Below are 18805 nucleotides of genomic sequence, written 5' to 3' on the forward strand. Positions count from 1 at the left end.
TCCTCCCCCGCGGCTGTCCGGGGCGCGGGGGAGGAAGCCGGTTTCCAGAGCGTCGGCGGACCGCTGTCGGCCGACGAGCTTTCGGGCGTGCACACGGCGGCCGCACGGACGGCAGCGGTTGGTGTCGGCATCGGCCGGGGACGGTTGCTCAGGGGGCAGTGACGGTGTTGCGCTGGTCGTATCGTTGCCGGACGAGCTCGGCCCAGCGATGGGCGGCCGGACGCCAGGCCCGGGCGGCGTCGGCCTGCGTGTCGTCGAGTTGGGAGACGATTTCGTGCGGTTGCTTGCCCGATCGCTTCAGCAAGGCGGAGTCGCGGCTCCACTCGCTGATGATGTGGCGGTCTGCCTCGGGGTGGAACTGGGTGCCCCAGGCGTGGCGGCCAAGGCGAAAGGCCTGGTTCGGAGCTTCGGTACCGGTGAGGAGCGGAACGGCGTGTTCGGGCAGGGCGGTCATCTCCTCCTGGTGCCAGAGCACGGCAGGCGGGTCGTCGGGGGTGTCCGCGAAGACCGGGTCACCGGCGGCGGCGGGTAGGACCTCGAGGGCGTGGATGCCGACCTGCGGTGTGGCGCGTCGCTCGACGCGGCCACCGAACGCCGCTATCAGGAGTTCCGCGCCGAGACAGATGCCAAACGTCGGGACGTCGTCCTCGACGCCTCGGCGCAGGAGCACGCGGGTGGCGGGAAGCCACGGGTACTTGTCGTCCTCCCAGGGCCCGGGGGAACCGCCCAGGACGAGTAGGCCGTCGAAGTGCCCGACTCCGGCGGGTAGTTCGTCGCCGGCGTAGGGATGGAGGACGTCCAGCTTGAGGCGGCATTCCGCCAACCACCCGCCCCACAGGCCGGGCGGACACTCGGCCTCGTGTTGTACGACAAGGACGCGGGGGTGGGTGTGCTCGTATGGCGCGGTCACAAACGGCCTGCTTCGATTGTGGACGGAAGGACGAGGGCGCCCTTCCACGGGGGATCGGCTCCCGGAACGCACGTCACTTTCTCCGGTGTGTCGATGCCCTGGCGGATGCGGACTACGTCCTGCTGAGCGCACATCATGGGAACCCCTTGAAGAAGGTTCTCCCGGCCCGCAAAACGTTTTGGGGTACGGGCGGGAAGTATCCCCAAAACGTTTTGACGGTGTCAATGGGGCCTCGGCGCAGCCGCCTCGGAAGGAGGATGCGGGACAGGCGGCAGTTCACCCATGCCTCCCGAGCGCCGGCGACGTCGGACTGACCCTCGTAGTCAGCGGTACTCACCGCCCGCCCGAAGACGCAGCGGTATGTGACCACACCCCTCAACCGCCAGGGCCGCAGCGACGGTGGCGCTACGCAGCCAGCTTGGAGCAGACGCCGAGACATCGGACAGGACCTGCGGATACAGGAGGATCCGGACTAACGGAACAAACTTCCGCAAAGGCATTGACGAGCCGCAGGGGTCTATATAGCTTGGTGTTACGTAAAGACCTGATCAGCCCGAGGACTCGAGGCGCTCCCCCCTCTCCCGTCGCGGCGGTCACTAGTCGACGGCCCACTCATAGCGGTCAAACGACTGTTCGCAGAACCTCACTCTGTGTCGAGGAGTTGAGAACGATGATCATCACCACTACCCATGGACTATCCCACCACGATCGCTGTTCGAACCGCTCGACGGCCAGCTATCTGCGCTGCTACCCAGTCGACGTGTGGCAGATGGCATCACACGTCAGCGCCCTCGAACGGTATGCCGGGCTGCTCGGGCTCCCCACCCCGGTCCTGTTCTTCGACAACGGCCGCACATCCTCCGAGTACCTGCCCCGATTGGAGGCGCTGATCGCCTACGTAGCCGATGGACGGTTCTCGACCGTAATGATCCCCGGGATGTGGGTGCTGTCGATCCACGACCGAGAGGCGCAGCAACGGTGCGCCCGTCTGTCGCGGCTGGGTTGCCAGATCATCGCACTGCCGGAGCGTCACCCCGTCGCCCTGGCCGACCACCCGGTGACCGCGGACTCGGCGCAGCACCGGAATGAGCTGCCGGCCTCCCGGCGCCTTTGACACAGCCCCGAAGGGACGGCCAGCCGAACAACGCTAATCCTGCCAGCCCGGCAGGAAGAACATCTTCGGTCTCTGTCCTTTCGAATCTACGCACCCTTGCCGGTAGCACCAGTGCCGTTTACCGGGCGCGCGAACCCCAGAAGCATCATCCATCTGGAGGTCCACTGTGACCACTCCTCTCTCCGCGCATCTCTCCCCCGCCATGTACCTCCGCTGCTATCCGCGCGATCCGCACGCGATGGCACCCCACCGCGACGCACTTCGCCGGTTCGCCGTCCGGCTGGGGCTCCCCTCGCCCGTCATCTACCTCGACAACGGCTGTCTCAGCACCGGCCGGCGCCCGATGCTGGAGGAACTGACCCATTGCGTGCTCTCAGGCAGGCACAGGGTTCTCCTGATACCGGGCCTGTGGGTCTTCTCGGTCGACGATGTCCTGGCCCGCCGGACGGCCGGCATGTTGTCGGCAGCGGGCTGCTCGAGGCTCTTCGTCCTTCCCGGGCGAAGCCGGGCCGTGCCCGAGAGGCGGTCTGACGACTCCCCGCTGCGCGCCGGCCATGAAGCGAAACAGGTAGCCGATGCTCAGGAGTTCTGATCCGGCGTGGTCCGAGTGGGTCGGAAGCACGGTGGCCTTGCCGGACGGCTCCACAGGGATCGTCCGCATGGCGCGACGGGAATGCGCTGGCGACACGCTCTGGGTAGTCGATACCAGCGGAACCATGCACATGATCTCCCGTCGGAGAATGGGACGGCAGCCATGCGCTCACATCCAGATTCCTGATCGGGCACCGAAGGACGAGAATTAGGTCCTGACAGCACGGTCCAGGCACACCGCCGCGACGGGCGCTCCCAACAAGACGCCGGCGTTCCCCCTGCCTGCGAATCTCCACTCGACCCCTGCCAGCCAACCGAAGTAGAGACGCGCGGAGGAACCGACGATCCCCTGGCGCGACATGTTAGATTGGGTTCTTACATAACTGTCGGCGTTAAGGTGGGACGAATGCCGTCCCGTCAGTGCCGAGGTGATGTGAGGCCGCGATGCAATCCAACCAGCTCACCGGCGGCGAGCCCGCGCTGCTGCGCCGACTGAACGTGCAAGCCGTGCTGAGGGTTCTTCGCGGCGCCGAACCAGCGACTCTGACTCAGATCAGCCACGCGGCGACGCTGTCCCGCCAGACCGTGGACGCGGTCATCACCGAGCTGACCAGGGAAGGATGGATTGAGGAGACCCCTCCGGAGGCGGGCCTCGGCCGCCCTGCACGCCGCTACCGCTTCCGGGCGGAGGTCGGCCACGTCCTGGGCATCGACGTCGGCGTCGACAGGGCGTTGATGCTCCTCTCTGACCTGGACGGAACTGTCCTTGCCAGGCGCGACAGCTCTCTGCGCGCCGGCGACAGGGAAGAGCGGCTGCAAGACCTGCACGAGGCGGCATCCGCCTTCGTGGACGATGCGGGCGTGCCCCGGCGCAGGATGTACGCCGTCGCCCTCGGGATGCCGGCCATCATCGACGATTCGGGCCGGGTCCGACTGTCGACGCCGATCCCCGAATGGAACGACCTGGATCTCGCCGCCGAGGCGAGCGCGTGGTTCGACTGCCCAGCCTTCGTGGAGAACGATGCCAACCTCGCTACCGTGGCCGAGCACTGGATCGGCGCAGCGCAAGGGTCCGACGATGTCATCTGCATTCTGTCCGGGAACCGCAGCGGTGCGGGAATGATCCTTGCCGGCCGACTGCACCGAGGTCAGGGCGGCGCGGCCGGGGAGATCGGCGCTCTCGCCATTCTCGGCTGGCTGGGCGAGGAGATGGCCGAATTGCGCGAGGATGTCGACGTGGCAGCTGTCATCGCCGCTGCCGGGACGGGTCAGCCTGAAGCACTGGAGCGCGTCGACCGGTTCGCCCGCACGCTCGCTCAGGGCGCCGCCGCGATGATCCTCACCGTCAATCCTGGCCTGGTAGTGGTGGCAGGGGGCTTCTCCCGGGCAGGGGACACGCTTGCGGATCCGCTCCGCCATCACCTGGACGAACTGTGCCTGTACCCTCCCGAGGTCGCCATGTCCCCATTGGGCGTCGACGGAGTCGCCCTTGGCGCCGTACGCTTCGCTCTCGAACGCGTAGACGCCGAACTCTTCGGCCTTCACCGGGGCGGGGCGGTGTCTGACCGACGGCGCCCCGAGCCGCAGTTGAATGCCGCCGCCTACAAGGACCCGCGTCCCGCCCCCTGAGTGCACACCCGGCACGCCGAGGCCGCAGGATCCGCAGGCCGGTAAGGCCGCCTCATCGGCCCAGGCGACAACGCCCTCCGAGCGTCCCCTCAAGTCACCGACCGGCCACGGGCCGCCCAGCCGGCTGCAGGCGCCACAATCCCCGTCGGCGATACACCTGTTTCCGAAACCAGACATTTGGGTGCATACTTGCAGAACACTGCTACGTATATCCCAGATACGACGATCGTCCCCGCTGGTCACCGGTGCTGCCGAGCACCTGGTGCCACCGCTGATCGGCGCGGACGGCAGGCTGCACGGTGATCGCGACCGAGTCAGGCGCGGCCGCGCATCAGAGGAGCAACGAAATGACAGTTCCGTCCTCTACGGGTTTTCGGACACATCGCGCGGTGCGTATGCTGCCAGTGGTCGCGCTCCTGTCCTGCGGAGCACTTTGCGTCGGCTCCTGCAGCGGCCTCACCCCCGGCAGCAGTTCCACCGGACAAGCCTCGACCGGGCCCGTTTCGACTACCCTGCCCTCCACCCCAGTGACGCTGGAAGTCATCAGTTCGGAGAATACCGGTACCACCAAGGCTCTCGGCGAGGCCTTCCACGCCAAGTACCCGAATATCACGGTGGACTTTCGCTACACCGCGTTCGACGACTACAACAAGAGTCTGAACCTCGCCCTCTCCGCGGACGACGGACCGGACCTGGCCCTGCTGAACAAGCTCGGCACCACCGTGGACGACAACCTCCTGCGCTCCCTCGACCCCTACGTCAAGGTCTACGGGTGGGACAAGACCTACCCCGCAGCGGAGCTGGACCAGTGGAGGGCGACCGACGACGGGCGCCAGCTGGGCACCGGGCACCTCTGGGCGGCGCCGGCCGGGTTCTCACTCGTGGGCCTGTACTACAACAAGGACCAGGCCTCTCGTCTGGGCATCACACCGCCGACCAACCGGGCCCAGTTCGACGCGGCCCTCGACAAGGCCAAAGCGGCAGGCGTCCTCCCGATCCAAATGGGAAACCTCCAGGGCGGCTCGTCTTTCGGGTTCCAGTCCATCGTCGACTCCGTCGACGGGGCCGCCGAATCCCGCGACTGGGTCAACGGCAAGAACGGGTCCACAATCAACACCCCTGGGGGCAGGGAAGCAGCAGACACTCTGCTGAACTGGGCCACCGAGGGATACATCCCCGACGGTGCCAACGGCACGGGCCTCGTCGCCTCGGTCGGGAACTTCACCAAGGGCCAGGGGCTGTTTTTCTTCGACGGCAGCTGGGACGCCCCGGTCATCGAAAAGGGCATGCCAGGCAACGCCGGGTTCGTCGCCTTCCCCGGATCCGACGGCAGCACCACCGGCATCGGCACCTCGTCCGCCTACGGGATCCCCGCCAAGGCCAAGAACCCTGACGTCGCGGCCGCGTTCCTGGACTTCATGAACACCGAGGAAGCCGCCCAGATCGAGCTGGACACGGGCTTCCTCCCCGTGGCGCACGCTGAGACCGTCAACAGGAGCAGCGTCGGTGTCATGAACGAGATCGTCACCGCCTGGGGGGAGGTCAGCAAGAACAACGGCCTGGTCAACTTCTTCGCCAACACCAGCGCCACCATGATCGACACGCTCACCTCCCAGAGCCAGAAGCTCATCGGCGGCAAAATCAACTCGCAGCAGTACCTGGACGCCCTGCAAAGCGACTGGGACAAGGCACATCAGTGACTCCCGCCCGCAGAAGTCACCGACCACCTCCTTGGCGACGGCACCACCCCGCACCCACGGGCCCCCGCCCCGGTCGAAATCGGCCGGAGAGGGTGCGGACGCCCATCCGCACCCTGCGCGTGGGACCGCATAGGCCCACCGACTGGCGTGCCTACCTCTACCTGGCACCCGCGCTAGCCTTCTTCACCGCCTTTGTCGCACTGCCCTGGCTCCAGACCGTGTGGCTGTCCTTCTTCACCTGGGACGGTATCGCCACCGGTACGTGGAACGGACTAGGGAACTACCACGACGTGATCTTCGACCCGGTGCTCGCCGCTTCGCTGCTGCACGCGTTCGGCTTCGTCGTCTTCTACTCCGTCCTGCCCATCAGCGTCGGCCTCCTCCTGGCCGGTGTCATGGGCACTCGACGCGGACACGGATATTCCCTGAGCCGGACCCTCTTCTTTCTTCCCCAGGTCGTGCCACTGGTCGCCGTCGGTGTGACCTGGCGCGGAATGTACGGAAGCACCGGCATCATCAACCAGATTCTGCGGGCGGTGGGCCTCGGCGGCCTCACCAGGGCCTGGCTCGGTGACTTTACCTGGGCCTACGTGGCCGTCGGGCTCGTCGGCACCTGGGCCATGTTCGGACTGTGCCTGGTCCTCTTCCACGCCGGCGTCCAGCGGATCGACACGAACCTCTACGAGGCCGCCCGCATCGACGGGGCCGGACCGGTCCGCGGCTTCCTCTCCGTCACCCTTCCCGGCCTGCGCCGGGAGATCGGCGTTGCCACAACCGTCACAGTCGTCGCGGCCCTCGCAAGCTTCGACGTCGTCTACGTCACCACTGGCGGCGGCCCCGGTGATTCCACCATCGTTCCCGGTGTGCTCATCTACAGGCTCGCCTTCAACGACGGACGGGTCGGGGCGGCCTGCGCGCTGGCCGTCGTGCTGAGCGCCATCATCTCCGCAGCGGTCCTCACCATCGGCCGACTCACCCGGTCCCACACATGAGCAGCTCAACTCCGGCGACGACAGCGCGAACCACTGTGCGGCGCACGTACCACCTTGCGGGCCCGGCCGTCATCGTGGTCTTCGCTGCCACGGTCGTCATCCCCTTCCTGGGAATCACCCTCGCCGCCCTCAATCCACCGGGCACCATCGTGTCGGGACTTCGTTGGCCAGCCGAACCCACGCTGGAGAGCTTCACCCAGGCATGGTCGAGCGCCGGCTTCGGCGACCTGCTGCGCAACAGTGCCCTCATCGCGCTCGGGGTCGTCCCAGCCGCCCTCCTCTGCTCCGTTCTCGCCGGATTCGCCTTCGCCACCATGCGGTTCGTGGGCCGGAATTTCCTCTTCGCCTTCCTTCTCCTCGGGCTTGCCCTGCCTTACGAAGCCGCAGTCGTCCCGCTCTACTACAACTTTCGCGCTGTCGGGGTCACCGACAGCCCCCTCGCGGTAGTCTTGGCCCTCATCGGTCTCTTCACCCCCTTCGGCACGTTCTGGATGCGCGAGCAGTTCCTCGCCCTACCGAGGGAGTTCGTCGAGGCCGCCGCCGTCGACGGCGCCAGCAGCTGGACCACACTCTGGCGGATCCTGCTTCCCTGCGTCCGGCCCGCCCTCGTCACCCTCGGACTGCTCTTCTTCCTGTGGTCCTGGAACCAGTTCTTGCTCGCCCTGATCCTCATCCAGAACCCGGCCCGACGAACGGCTCCCGTCGGGCTCGGATTCTTCGTCGGTGCCCACACCATCGACGTGCCCCTGCTCGCTGCCGCCACCCTCATTGTCATGGCGCCCGTTGTCTGCGTGTTTCTCTTCTTTCAGCGCCACGTCATCGCCGGCATTCTCGTCGGTGCCGTCAACGGCTGACCGAAGCCTCCCCGACCGCCCCCGAAGCCCACAGAACACAGCCGAGGACCTGCCACCCATGAGCACCGTACCTGACCCGACGAGCCCAACCAGGCTCCTGCGCCTCATGCTTATCGGCGCCGGCGCCAGGGGCAGCGCCTATGCCCGCTACGCCGCGTCGACCGGCCGCGCCGAGGTGGTGGCCGTGGCGGAACCCGATCCGCGTCGCGCGGCCGAGGCGCGCAAGGCACATCCGAACGCCGAGTTCGTCAGCGAATGGCAGCACCTGGCCGCGCGACCACCGCGGGCCGACGCGGTCATCATCGCGACTCCGGACCGCGACCACGCCGAGCCGGCCATACGGTTCGCGGAACTCGGCTACCACCTGCTGCTCGAGAAGCCGATGGCCACCACCGAGCGGGACGCCCGCGCCGTGATCGACGCCGTCCGCCGGGCCGGAGTCATGCTCTCGGTGTGCCACGTCCTGCGATACACCCCCTTTACCATCGGCGTGAAGGAGATCATCGACGCAGGAAGGCTCGGCGACATCGTCAGCGTCGAGCACCTGGAGCCGGTCGGCTGGTGGCATCAAGCCCACTCCTACGTGCGCGGCGACTGGCGCCGTGAGGACCTCTCCAGCCCGATGCTCCTCGCCAAGTCCTGCCACGACCTGGACTGGATCGGCTACATCATCGGTAAGCCCGCCCGCCGGGTGTCATCCTTCGGCGGGCTCATGCACTTCCGGCCTGAGAACCGTCCCGCCTCCGCTACCGAGAACTGCCTGACCTGTCCGGTCGAGCCCACCTGCCCGTACTCCGCCAAACGCCTCTACCTCGGCTGCCTCGGCGACCCGGAGCGGGAAATCTGGCCACTGGACGTCGTTACGGGTGCCCGCACAGTCGAAGGTGTAGAGGAGGCGCTGCGGGACGGGCCATACGGGCGTTGCGTCTACGCCTGCGACAACGACGTGGTCGACCATCAAGTGGTCAGCCTCCAGTACGAGGGCGGCGCGACGGCGTCGTTCACCATGACCGCGTTCACGCCGTTCACGCACCGCAGAACCCGCATCTTCGGCACGCACGGATGCTTGGAGGGCGATGGTGTAAAGGCCGTCCTCACCGACTTCGTCACCGGCAGTGAACAGACACTCGTCCTGGGCACCCCCGGAAGTGACGCGGGCAGCGGTGGGCACGACGGCGGCGACGAAGGCCTCATGGACGCCTTCCTCGACGCAATTGCCACCGGCGACCCCTCTCCCATCCTCTCCGACCTGGTCACCAGCCTGGAGAGCCACCGGATCGCGTGGGCGGCAGAGCGATCCCGACATACCGGGGCTGTCCAGCCCCTCGGGAACTGAGCTCCGGAGCGTTCACAGTGCATGACCCGACCCCCTCGGAACCGGATGTGCCGGTCATTCCGGCATCGGGCTCGAGCAAGACACATGGCTTCGCCGGCCAGCAGGTTGATGTGGTCCGTTTGCCATCGCCTGCGTGATGCTGGCGACGGCACTCGGACGGCACGAGGCGAAGGTTGTTCCGTTCCTCCGAGCCGCTGTGTCGCCGGTTGGTGGCCAACCGCCCGACCTACAGGGAGAGCACTGCTTTCTCCTCCTGTCGAAAGCTCGTCCTGGCGGTCGTCGCTTGACCCTTAACGCGAATAGATGTCTCGCTCCACCGCCTGGGGGTCCTGCCGTTCCTCCCAGCACAACCGCCCGGCCGTCACCCGATCGGTGGCCGCTCGGATGGCCCACCCCTGCGGTCGCCCGCCCGGGTTCCCTGCCGGGCGACCGCAGCGCCTCGCAACGATAGGCTCCGCCCTCTTGACAGGACGAAACCTAGAGCTCCATTGTATCGAACACTTCGTTACTAAGGGGAGGAATCCATGAAACGACACTTGCGGCCCTCGGTCGCCACGCTCCTGAGCAGTTGCCTCGCGGCGGCCTCGGTTCTGGCCGTGACCGGGCCCACGCACGCGGCCACACCAGCGTTCGACACGGCTCCGGCGGCCGCCAGCCTCACCCGCCTGCTGCAAACGAAGGCCCAGCAGATCACCTTGGTACCGGTGGCCAAGACTGCCGCCGGTGACTCCTTCTCGATCTCCGGCGCGAGCGGCGCGATCCGGATTGAGGGCACCTCGCCGGCAACCCTCCTCACCGGCGCCGGCTGGTACCTCAAGCACGTCGCCAAGGTCGACGTCGGCTGGCCCGGCGACAGCCTCGGCAAGCTTCCCGCCACCCTGCCGGCCGTGCCCGGCACTATCACCAACACCGCGGTCGTAGCACACCGTTACGCACTCAACGACACCGACGATGGGTACTCGGGCGCCTATCGCACCTTCGAGGACTACCAGCGGGAGATCGACCTCTTGGCGCTGCACGGCGTCAACGAGGTCTTCGTCCAGATGGGCGCCGAGTACCCGTACTACAAGGCGCTCCAGAACTTCGGCTACTCCGCGCAGGACCTGCAGAAGTGGATCCCACAGCCCGCCCACCAGGGCTGGTGGCTGCTGCAGAACATGTCCAACACGACGAACAACCCGGTCAGCGACAGTCTGATCAACGCCCGCGCGGCGGAGGGCCGGCAGATCGCCGACTACCTACGCTCCCTCCAGATGACCCCGGTCCTGCCCGGCTACTTCGGCACCGTCCCGACGGACTTCAAGACGAAGAACCCCAGCGCCACCGTCGTCCCGCAGGGCACCTGGCAGGCTTACCAGCGGCCTGCCTGGCTCGACCCCACGTCGCCCCTCTTCAGGCAGGTCGCCGCCTCCTACTACGCCGTCCAGAAGGACAAGTTCGGCGACAGCGCGATGTACAAGATGGACCCCATCCACGAGGCAGGGGCCAATACCACCGGCATGGACGTACCGGCGGTCGGTGTCGCCATCCAGAAGGCCCTGAACACCGCACACCCCGAGGCGACGTGGGCCATCCTCGGCTGGACGGACAACCCCAAGCCCGACATGATCAAGAACCTCGACAAGACCAGGATGCTCATCGTCGACGGCCTCTCCGACCGCTACAACAACCTCGACCGCGAAACCACCTGGGGCGGCATCCCCTACACCTTCGGCGCGATCGACAACTTCGGCGGACACACCACCATCGGCGCGGCCACCAGCACCTGGATCGAGCGCTTCGACACCTGGCTCCACAAGCCGAACAGCGCCCTGAAGGGCATCGCCTACCTCCCCGAGGGCACCGGCGGCAACCCCGCCTCCTTCGACCTGTTCACCGAACTCGCCTGGCAGCCGGCCAAGATCGACCAGAGCGCATGGTTCGCCGACTACGCCTCACGCCGCTACGGCGGTACCGACCCGCACGCCACCGCGGCCTGGGACCAGCTGCGCAAGGGTCCGTACAGCCTGGTGACCGGCTCGTCAGCGGAGCCGCAGGACAGCCTCTTCACCGCTCGACCCGGCCTCACGGTCAACAGGGCCGCTTCGTGGAGCCCCAGTGCCATGCGCTATAGCGCCGGTACCGTTCAGAAGGCCCTGACCGAACTCCTCCAGGTCGACAGCACCCTGCGCACGAGCGACGCCTACAAGTTCGACCTCGTGGACACCGCCCGCCAGGCGCTGACGAACCGCTCCCGCGTGCTGCTGCCGCAGATCAACACCGCCTACAACGCCAAGAACCTCACGACCTTCCGCGCCCTGGTCAAGGAGTGGGCAGACGACCTGGCCCTGCTGGACAAGCTCACCGCCTCCGACTCCCACTTCCTGCTAGGGCCGTGGCTGGAGGACGCCAAGGCCTGGGGCACCACTGCGGCGGAGAAGGCCCAGCTGGAGTACGACGCCCGCTCCGTCCTCACCACCTGGGGCAACACGGAGAATCAGAGCAACGCCGGCGAACTGCACGACTACGGCAACCGTGAACTGTCCGGCCTGATCGGCGACCTCTACGCACCGCGCTGGGCCGCCTACTTCAAGGCCCTGGACACCGCACTGGCCGCGAACACCGCGGCGATCCTCCCCACCGCGGCCGATGCCTTCGCCGGCGACGACCAGTGGGCCAGGAAGACCAACGTCTACCCCACGACCGCCGTGGGCGACCCGTACGCGCTGGCCAAGCAGATCAGCGACACCCTCCCGGCAGTCGCCCTCTCCGGGCCGATCACCAACATCCCCAACAGATGCGTCGACATCCCCAATGCCGATGCCACGAACGGCAAGGCGTTGCAGCTGTACTCCTGCAACACCACGGACGCCCAAACGTGGACGCCCGGTGCCGGTACGATCAATGGCACCAGCACCGACAAGACCATCCGCGCGAAGGGCAGCTGCATGGATGTCCGGGGCGGAGCCGTCACAGCCGGATCCGTCGTTCAGATCTACCAGTGCAACAACACTCCGGCCCAGGACTGGATCAGCAACCCCGACGGAACCCTGAAGAACACCAAGTCGGGCCTGTGCCTGGCTACTGTCGCAGGCAAGACCGACGTCGGCACCGGACTGGAGATCGCCGTCTGCAACGCCACCAACGCGGCCCAGCGCTGGACGCTGCCCAGCTGACTCGAACCTCCTGAGTGCCGGCCCGTACTCTCAGCCGAGGGTGCGGGCCGGCCTCATGCCCGCTCGCTCAAAGCGATCCGGGGCTCGACAGCGTCCAAGGCTGCGCGCACCGCGCCCAGGGCCACGCCCCGCTCCCCCAGCTCGGATGCCACCACCTCAGTGGGCACCAGAAGTTGGTTCTCCAGATGACGGCGCACGGGCCCGAGGAGGGTCTCACCGGCGATGGACAGGCCACCCCCGATGACCACACGCCCCGGGTCCAGCAGTAGCAGGAGCAGCGCCAAGCCCCGGGCGAACAGGCCGGCAACCTTGTCGACCACGGCCGTCGCGATAGGGTCACCGCACTTGGCCGCCGCGAAAAGCACCGCGAGCCCCTCCTCGTCCGTCTCCAACCCGGAAGGCGCCTCCACCGCCGCACTCGCGTAGGCGGCGAGCGCCACCTGCTGGAAGGTGGAGGCACCCACCAGCCGTTCGAAGGCACCCATGCCGTCCGGCGCATCCGACAGCGCCTCGACCCCGCCGTGTCCGGCCGGATCGAGGTCGATGAAGCCAAGTTCGCCGGCGGCCGCCGACGCCCCGCGGTACGGCTTGCCGTCGATAACGATGCCGGTGCCGATGCGCTGCCCCCACTGGACCAGCACCAGACTCTCGCCCCCCTCATTGGAGTCACCCGCGGCCAGCTCGGCGAGGACGGCGAGAGTGACGTCGTTTTCTAGCAGAACCGGGCACCCGAAGCGCTCAGCTAGTTCGGGAATGATCGACAGGCCCGCCCACCCCGGAATGCTCGGCGCCTTCAGGACCGTGCCGCTCCCACGGTCGACGATCCCCGGTGTGCCTACACAGACGGCCCACAGGTCGGAGTCACTCAGCCGCGCTCGCTTCAGCGCCTCGGCGACGGCCCACTCGGCGATGACGACAAGATCGGCTCCGCGGGTGTGGGGCGGAACCGCCGTCCGGTAGCTGGCGACCGCCCGGCCCTTGAGGTCGGCAACGATCACCAGGACCTTGTGCGGACCGATGTCGACACCACAGACGTGGCCCGCCTCCGACCGAAACCGAGCCAGACGCGCGGGCCGACCCAGGGGGCGGCCGTCCTGTTCATCGGCAGGATCCGCCGCGATGTCCTCCACCAGGCCCGTCTCGCAAAGATCGGCCAACGCCCGCGTGACCGCCGGCCGGGACAGCCCGGTCACCGCACTCAGATCCGAGACCCGACAGGCGTCCAGCTCCGCAGCCCGCAGGGCAGACAGAACCGCCTCGCCGTTTATCCGGCGCAGAACATGCGGGCCACGTGCCGCAGCAGGACCAGCCATTGTTCGTCCACCATACCTTCAGCTGTACATACGGATGCGCCCGATCGGCTGACCCGACCGAGCGCACTCTAACAGTAACCAACTGTCCGTTATTAATGAAGGGCGTGATCCCCTTCCCTGTGCCTGGGGTTGGGGGGTGGACGCGCCCCGACCGCAGGCACGGATCAGCCCTCCACCACCGGGGCCCAGGCACTGAACAGCTGGCTGGCACCCGGCGTCTGCTGCTTCATGATCTGGAGCCTTCCGTCGTCCCCGACCGCGAACACGAGAACGCGCCCGGTTCGGTCGGTGGCCGCTGCCGGCTCGCCGACGAGGAAGCCGTTTCTGTCGGACCACGCCCCATAGCCCCCGTTGGGGGTCGACTGCTTCTGTGTACTGACGCTGCCGCCGGCATTGTGCTCAAACAACGTAATGCGGCCGTCCCCGGTGGACACGGTGTCCTGGTTCGGAGCACTCACCGCGGCGACCGGGCCGATTCCACCGTCGCCGGCCAGCCCCTGTGTTGTTGCGGACCATGAACCGTCCACCCTCTGCCAGGTGTGTTCCACGCTCCCTGCATCAGCTGCCGGGACAGACCCCGTCGCGGGAACGGCCGTCGTACGGTAGAAGACGTCGAGTCGGCCATCCGCGTTCTTGGCGACCGTGGGAGGACCCGCCGGCTCCCTGAAGGCGAAGGCCTGCCTGGTGAATGCCGTGCTGTTCTGAGCGTCCTGCCGCCAGTTCAGAATCGAGCCCGTCACCGTCGGAGTCCCCGTGAACTGCGGGTTCGTGTAGCTGTAGGCGAACAGCTGGATCCGGCCCGCGGAGTCCGTCGCCGCCGCCAGCCCGTCCTGCACGCCGGTGCCGGTGTCAACGGTGGACCAGCTGGAGAACGTTCCGCCGGGCGTGGTCTGGCCGATGGTGCTGACGCCACCGGTGGCGTTCTTCACGAAGATCTGGACCCGCCCGTCCTTGTTGGCGGCCGTCACCGGCTGCCCGGTCGGACCGGACGCTGTGCTCGGCCGCCCCAGCGACACCCAGTGGTCCTCCCACCCACCGTTGGGTGAAGCCTGCGACAGGGTGGTGATTTCACCAGTCTCGATGCGTAGGGCTGATACGAGGAGTCGGCCGTCGGCGTTTCGCGTGACCGACACGCCCGGTGCGAGGGCGAAGCCCGGGTCGGTGGTCCAGTTCGGGCCGGACCAGGTGCCGTCCGGGGATTCCGACCAGCTCAGCAGCCCGCCGCCCTGCACCGAGAACGCCTGCAGCGTGCCGTCCTGATTGCGCCCGACCCAGTTGGTCCCCCGCCAGAACCGCGGGAACTGCCGCGCATTCCATGCGGGATAGGCGGCGTCGTACTTGATGTCGGAGGAATTGTCGAACGGCGTGTAGGCATTCCACGCAGCCTTCTTCGCCGCGCTGGCGGCCGGGGAAAGGTCCGCCTCGCTGAAGAGCGTGTTGTAGTCGCGGTACTGCACGATCTGAACCCGCGACCCGAGCCCGCCCGCCTTCAACGCCTCGCCGGCGGCAAGAGCGGCGACCACATGGTCCGGGTGATCCCCCAAGGGATACTCCCAGTACCGGAGGCGGGCGTCGGGGGCCGGGTCCTGTGTCCTCACCACCGTGGGCTTGAACTCCCGTAGCAGGCCGCTCAACAGGCCCACCAGGTCACTCCGCGAGTAGGTCTGACTGGCGGCCACCATGCTGCCGGCCGGCACGACCGTGGCGCGGGTGCTGCCGTCGTTCCACAAGCGCTGCAGCGAGTGGTTCGCCGAGGTCGTGTCAGCCGGGTTCGCCTTCGTGGTTGAGCTGCCGTCTCCGTCATCGGGAAGGTTGACGAACACCAAGTTGGCCGTGACCCCGTTGGCACCGACGACAGTGTCCACCTCGACCTGCCGGGAGCCGCCACCCAGCGACACGCTCAGCGCGGAGCGGCTCCACGAGGTTCCAGCGGGAGCGCCCAACATCCTGAGCCATGCCTGGCGCGCCCCTTCCGCCCGACAGTAGGCGTACTCCTCCCGCTTCAGGACGGAGTCCTGGCAGTCCTTGGGAACGGCGGTCGTAACGCCGGGGGCGGTCGCAGGGGCGGGAGCATAGCTGCCCTCCCCTGCCGTGAGGTAGACCGTCGTCAGCGTTCTTCCGCCTCCGGCGTTGATCGCGTTCTGCAGATCGGGGTTCATGAACAGCAGATCGTCGTCCTGGTGCGCGACCACCTGGAGGTAGCTCGGCAGCGTCCCCGTTCCCGTGACGGCCGTCGCGGCCACCGCCGGCTCCATGGTTCCCACGAAGCCGGCTACCAGAGCAACAGCCCAGCACTTCCTGATCAGCTTCATCGACATGCCTCCTGTTGGAAAATGGCATTCTTCGTCAGCCCGGAGGCCGTCGCACGGCAGGTATCGGAAGCGGTGCCAGTGGCCGGCGCTGGCCCTCCCCCGCTCTCGGGGCCTCACGTTGTGGTCCTGCTGGACCTGCCTGCGTACGGCAGGACTGAGGCTGAGGGCGCCCGAGGAACCCCAGAGTCATTTATAACGAATGGTTCCTAAATATGTTTGGCGTCGTCCGCTTTGTCAAGAGGATCCAGAGATTCCGTGCTGCCACCTGCAGCCGAGGAAGCTGGGGCCCACCGCAACGGTGGATGCCGCCACCCAGACCCCCACGCAGAAGGGCGGCCCGGGATCGGAGAACCCCGGACCGCTAACTCAACAAGCTACGGATGCCTTCCGCGACGGGTGCGGTCGTCGCGGAAGGCCGACCGTGGGTCAGGACCCGGGCGGCGTGCTGTAGGGGGCGGCCCAGGTCTGGTGGACGTAGATGTTGTTGGGTGCGGCCCCGCAGGCGTAGAGGCCGACGGGGGTGCCAGGGGTGGTCGTGGTGCCCTTGTAAACGTCAAGGCACTTGGTGGTGCCGGCGAGCTTCAGGTTGCCGTCGCGGTTGTAGGTCCAGGTCTGCCGCTCGGGTGCGGAGCCGCAGGGGGCGACACCGACCCACTGACCGGACGCGGCGTTGACGACGCTGGTGCTGGTGCCGCTCTGCGCCGTGAGGCAGAAGTCTCCGGCGTCGGCTTGAAGGAGCTTGATGCTGCCGTCGGTGTTCATCTGCCACTGCTGGTTCGCAGCACTGGTGCACTGGTAGAGGATGACGGCGCTGGTCGCCCCCGTTCGGGAGTGGAAGTTGTCCAGGCAGAGCGAGGCGCCGTCCCATGTGTTGCGGGAGGCCGTGATCTGACCGCGGGCTGTGGTGCTCCCGCAGCCGTTCTGGGCAGTGACCCTGAGCATGGCGCTGTCGTGGGGGGCGATGGTGAGCGCCACGGTCCCGGTCAAAGCGCTGCTGGTGTGGGCCCACAGGTCGCGCACGTCGTAGGTGCAGCCAGCGGCGTTGAAGCCCAGGGACTTCAGGTCGAGGGTCTGGGTCGTCGACGCGGATCCCTTGTTGAGCACGACCACCGCGCGACCTCCGTCGGCCAGCGGCTTGACGACGACGTCGACGCCGCTGTCGGAGATCGAAACCCCGGTAGTGCTGTTGCGTCCGCCGCCCGAGACGCGGTAGCCGCCGGCGCCCAGCGGGTCCTGGTCGACGGCGATCACCTCGGGGTTCTTGAGGATCTCGACCGAGGCGTTGAGGTGTGCGGCCTCCGCCGGGTGGGCGGCGATGTAGGCGGGGGAGAACTTGCGGGCGTCGGTGGAGATGACCAGGGGGGCCGCCATCGCGGAGAACAGCGACATTTGGCTGCGCTCCTCGGCGGTGGTCATGCCGTTGTCGCCGATGAGCAGCATGTCGGGGTCGTTCCAGTTGCCCGGGCCCTGGTAGCGGCTGAGTTCGAGCGAGAAGTCGACGGTCTGGTAGACGCCCCAGTTGTAGCCGCTGATCTTCTGGTCCCAGGGATCCGTGGCGGCCTTGTAGTTGTAGATGTCGGGGCCGATTCGCCACTGCTGGCCCAGGTCGCGGACCCAGTTCATCTCGGCGAACTTCACGGAGCTGTTGCCCATGCCGGCGGGGGCGGAGATGTTGAACAGGACGTTCGGGGCCGGCTTGCCGGCGGCGTTGGCCTTGGCGACGGCGGTCTTGAGCGCGTTGGCCATCTTCGCTGTGAGCGTCTTGGCATCGAAGGTGAGTCCGACGGTGCCGCAGTTGTCGTACTTGAAGGCCTCGACGCCCCAGGCGACATAGGAGTCCGCGTCGATCTGCTCGTACCCCCAGCTGCCGTTGGGCTGGTTGGGGGCCGTCTCGGCGGCGATGCTGCAGGTCTTGGTGCCGCGGGTGTTGTAGATGCCGAACTTGGCACCCAGGCTGTGCAGGTAGTCGCCGTAGGTGGTCAGGTCGGCGTCGAAGCCGGGCTGCTTGGCAGGGTTGCGCACGTCGGTGGCGCCGCCCCAGTTGAGGGCGCCGCGCAGTTTGCCGGTGCTGTCCCGGTACATCCAGCAGTCGTCGACGGTGACGGTCTTGTAACCGGCCGCGATGAGTCCGGCGTCGGACAAGCCCTTGGCGTTGTCCATCATGTACTGCTGGAAGGAGTAACCGAGCGCGTTCGAGCCGTCCAGCGGGGCTTGGGCGTAGCACTGGCTCCGAGCCCAGTTGTTGTAGCCCATGGGCGGAACAGCGGCGATGGCCCCGTTCGGGGTGGCTGAGGCGGCGTAGTTGGCGGCGGCCTGGGAAACGCCATCGTTGGCCGATGCCGGCGGAGCGCTGAGCGCGGCGCCGGCCAGGAGGAGGGTCGCGCTCAGCAGTATGGGGAGTGCTCTGTGCGCACCGTTGCTCTTGATCATGCGGGGGATGCCCTCTCGTGACTAATTTTGCATGAAACTAGGCAAATACTGCATCTTCGAGCGCTTGCACGACAGAGTGAGGGCTCCGGATGCGGGGAGTCAAGGGTCGGGCGGACGCCTTCTCGCCCGACGACCCCCTGCAAGCGCGCAGAAATTCGCGCCAGTTTGCTTCAATATGCTTGAAAATAGATCTATTTCCGCATATATGGACAAGCCGTCGTACGTGCCTGACAGTAGTGACTATCGGTGATGCCTTTTCATGCAAGGAGTCATATCGCATGTTTGAGCATTCATCAGTGTCACGTCGCAAGGTGCTGAGAGGGGCCGTGGCAGGGGTAGTGGCGGCCGGGGCCCGTTCCGATCAGCGGTACCATCGACCCCTCCCCAAGGCGTAAACCGGGCCAGACCACCATGATCGGCGTGCCGTTCGCACCCCGCCCTGCCGTCCGTACAGGCGTCATCGGGCTCG

At 67.2% G+C, this 18805-nt stretch carries 12 protein-coding genes; 8 read left to right on the top strand and 4 right to left on the bottom strand.

Annotation, left to right across the window (positions count from 1 at the left end):
* Positions 1-148: 148 nt before the first annotated feature.
* Positions 149-823: a type 1 glutamine amidotransferase gene (locus tag J2S46_RS02115; protein ID WP_191293237.1), complete on the bottom strand. Its 675-nt coding sequence runs from the start codon at positions 821-823 to the stop codon at positions 149-151.
* A 757-nt stretch (positions 824-1580) separates the two neighbouring features.
* Between J2S46_RS02115 and J2S46_RS02120 the strand changes: the two genes are divergently transcribed.
* The 8 genes from J2S46_RS02120 (at position 1581) to J2S46_RS02155 (ending at position 12281) form a co-directional block, all read left to right on the top strand.
* Entirely contained in the window at positions 1581-2024 is a 444-nt protein-coding gene (locus J2S46_RS02120; RefSeq protein ID WP_191293236.1) for a hypothetical protein, read from the top strand.
* Between the two features lie 166 nt (positions 2025-2190).
* Entirely contained in the window at positions 2191-2616 is a 426-nt protein-coding gene (locus J2S46_RS02125; protein ID WP_191293235.1) for a hypothetical protein, read from the top strand.
* Between the two features lie 443 nt (positions 2617-3059).
* Positions 3060-4244 carry an ROK family transcriptional regulator gene (locus tag J2S46_RS02130; protein WP_191293234.1) on the top strand — a complete coding sequence of 395 codons (1185 nt, stop codon included), beginning with the start codon at positions 3060-3062 and terminating at the stop codon, positions 4242-4244.
* 527 nt (positions 4245-4771) lie between these two features.
* Entirely contained in the window at positions 4772-5944 is a 1173-nt protein-coding gene (locus J2S46_RS02135; RefSeq protein ID WP_191293233.1) for an ABC transporter substrate-binding protein, read from the top strand.
* A 119-nt stretch (positions 5945-6063) separates the two neighbouring features.
* Positions 6064-6936 (top strand): carbohydrate ABC transporter permease, encoded by an 873-nt coding sequence (locus J2S46_RS02140; RefSeq protein WP_229913223.1) that lies wholly within the window; start codon positions 6064-6066, stop codon positions 6934-6936.
* Positions 6933-7790, top strand: a complete 858-nt coding sequence (locus tag J2S46_RS02145) for a carbohydrate ABC transporter permease (RefSeq protein ID WP_191293231.1) — start codon at positions 6933-6935, stop codon at positions 7788-7790. The genes J2S46_RS02140 and J2S46_RS02145 overlap by 4 nt, the downstream gene beginning before the upstream one ends.
* Positions 7791-7848: 58 nt before the next feature.
* On the top strand, positions 7849-9126 hold the full coding sequence (locus tag J2S46_RS02150) for a Gfo/Idh/MocA family protein (protein WP_191293230.1): 1278 nt from the start codon (positions 7849-7851) through the stop codon (positions 9124-9126).
* Positions 9127-9650: 524 nt separating this feature from the next.
* A complete protein-coding gene (locus J2S46_RS02155) occupies positions 9651-12281 on the top strand; it encodes an alpha-N-acetylglucosaminidase TIM-barrel domain-containing protein (protein ID WP_191293229.1) in 2631 nt (876 codons plus the stop codon).
* A 53-nt stretch (positions 12282-12334) separates the two neighbouring features.
* On the opposite strand, the gene J2S46_RS02160 is transcribed toward J2S46_RS02155, so the two are convergent.
* The 3 genes from J2S46_RS02160 to J2S46_RS02170 form a co-directional block, all read right to left on the bottom strand.
* On the bottom strand, positions 12335-13594 hold the full coding sequence (locus tag J2S46_RS02160; RefSeq protein WP_191293228.1) for an ROK family transcriptional regulator: 1260 nt from the start codon (positions 13592-13594) through the stop codon (positions 12335-12337).
* Positions 13595-13758: 164 nt separating this feature from the next.
* Complete coding sequence (locus J2S46_RS02165; RefSeq protein ID WP_191293227.1) at positions 13759-15912, bottom strand: DUF8189 domain-containing protein; 2154 nt, start codon at positions 15910-15912, stop codon at positions 13759-13761.
* A 420-nt stretch (positions 15913-16332) separates the two neighbouring features.
* The gene (locus J2S46_RS02170; RefSeq protein ID WP_191293226.1) at positions 16333-18336 is read right to left on the bottom strand and encodes a ricin-type beta-trefoil lectin domain protein; all 2004 of its coding nucleotides are present in this window, start codon (positions 18334-18336) and stop codon (positions 16333-16335) included.
* Between the last annotated feature and the right edge of the window lie 469 nt (positions 18337-18805).

The sequence above is a fragment of the Kitasatospora herbaricolor genome (genome assembly GCF_030813695.1).
GTDB lineage: Bacteria > Actinomycetota > Actinomycetes > Streptomycetales > Streptomycetaceae > Kitasatospora > Kitasatospora herbaricolor.

What these genes read in the sequence shown, in the direction of transcription:
- J2S46_RS02120 (WP_191293236.1), top strand. Translation starts at nt 1,581, where the DNA reads ATGATCATCACCACTACCCATGGACTATCCCACCACGATCGCTGTTCG.
- J2S46_RS02130 (WP_191293234.1), top strand. Translation starts at nt 3,060, where the DNA reads ATGCAATCCAACCAGCTCACCGGCGGCGAGCCCGCGCTGCTGCGCCGA.
- J2S46_RS02145 (WP_191293231.1), top strand. Translation starts at nt 6,933, where the DNA reads ATGAGCAGCTCAACTCCGGCGACGACAGCGCGAACCACTGTGCGGCGC.
- J2S46_RS02150 (WP_191293230.1), top strand. Translation starts at nt 7,849, where the DNA reads ATGAGCACCGTACCTGACCCGACGAGCCCAACCAGGCTCCTGCGCCTC.
- J2S46_RS02155 (WP_191293229.1), top strand. Translation starts at nt 9,651, where the DNA reads ATGAAACGACACTTGCGGCCCTCGGTCGCCACGCTCCTGAGCAGTTGC.
- J2S46_RS02160 (WP_191293228.1), bottom strand. Translation starts at nt 13,594, where the DNA reads ATGGCTGGTCCTGCTGCGGCACGTGGCCCGCATGTTCTGCGCCGGATA.
- J2S46_RS02165 (WP_191293227.1), bottom strand. Translation starts at nt 15,912, where the DNA reads ATGTCGATGAAGCTGATCAGGAAGTGCTGGGCTGTTGCTCTGGTAGCC.
- J2S46_RS02170 (WP_191293226.1), bottom strand. Translation starts at nt 18,336, where the DNA reads ATGATCAAGAGCAACGGTGCGCACAGAGCACTCCCCATACTGCTGAGC.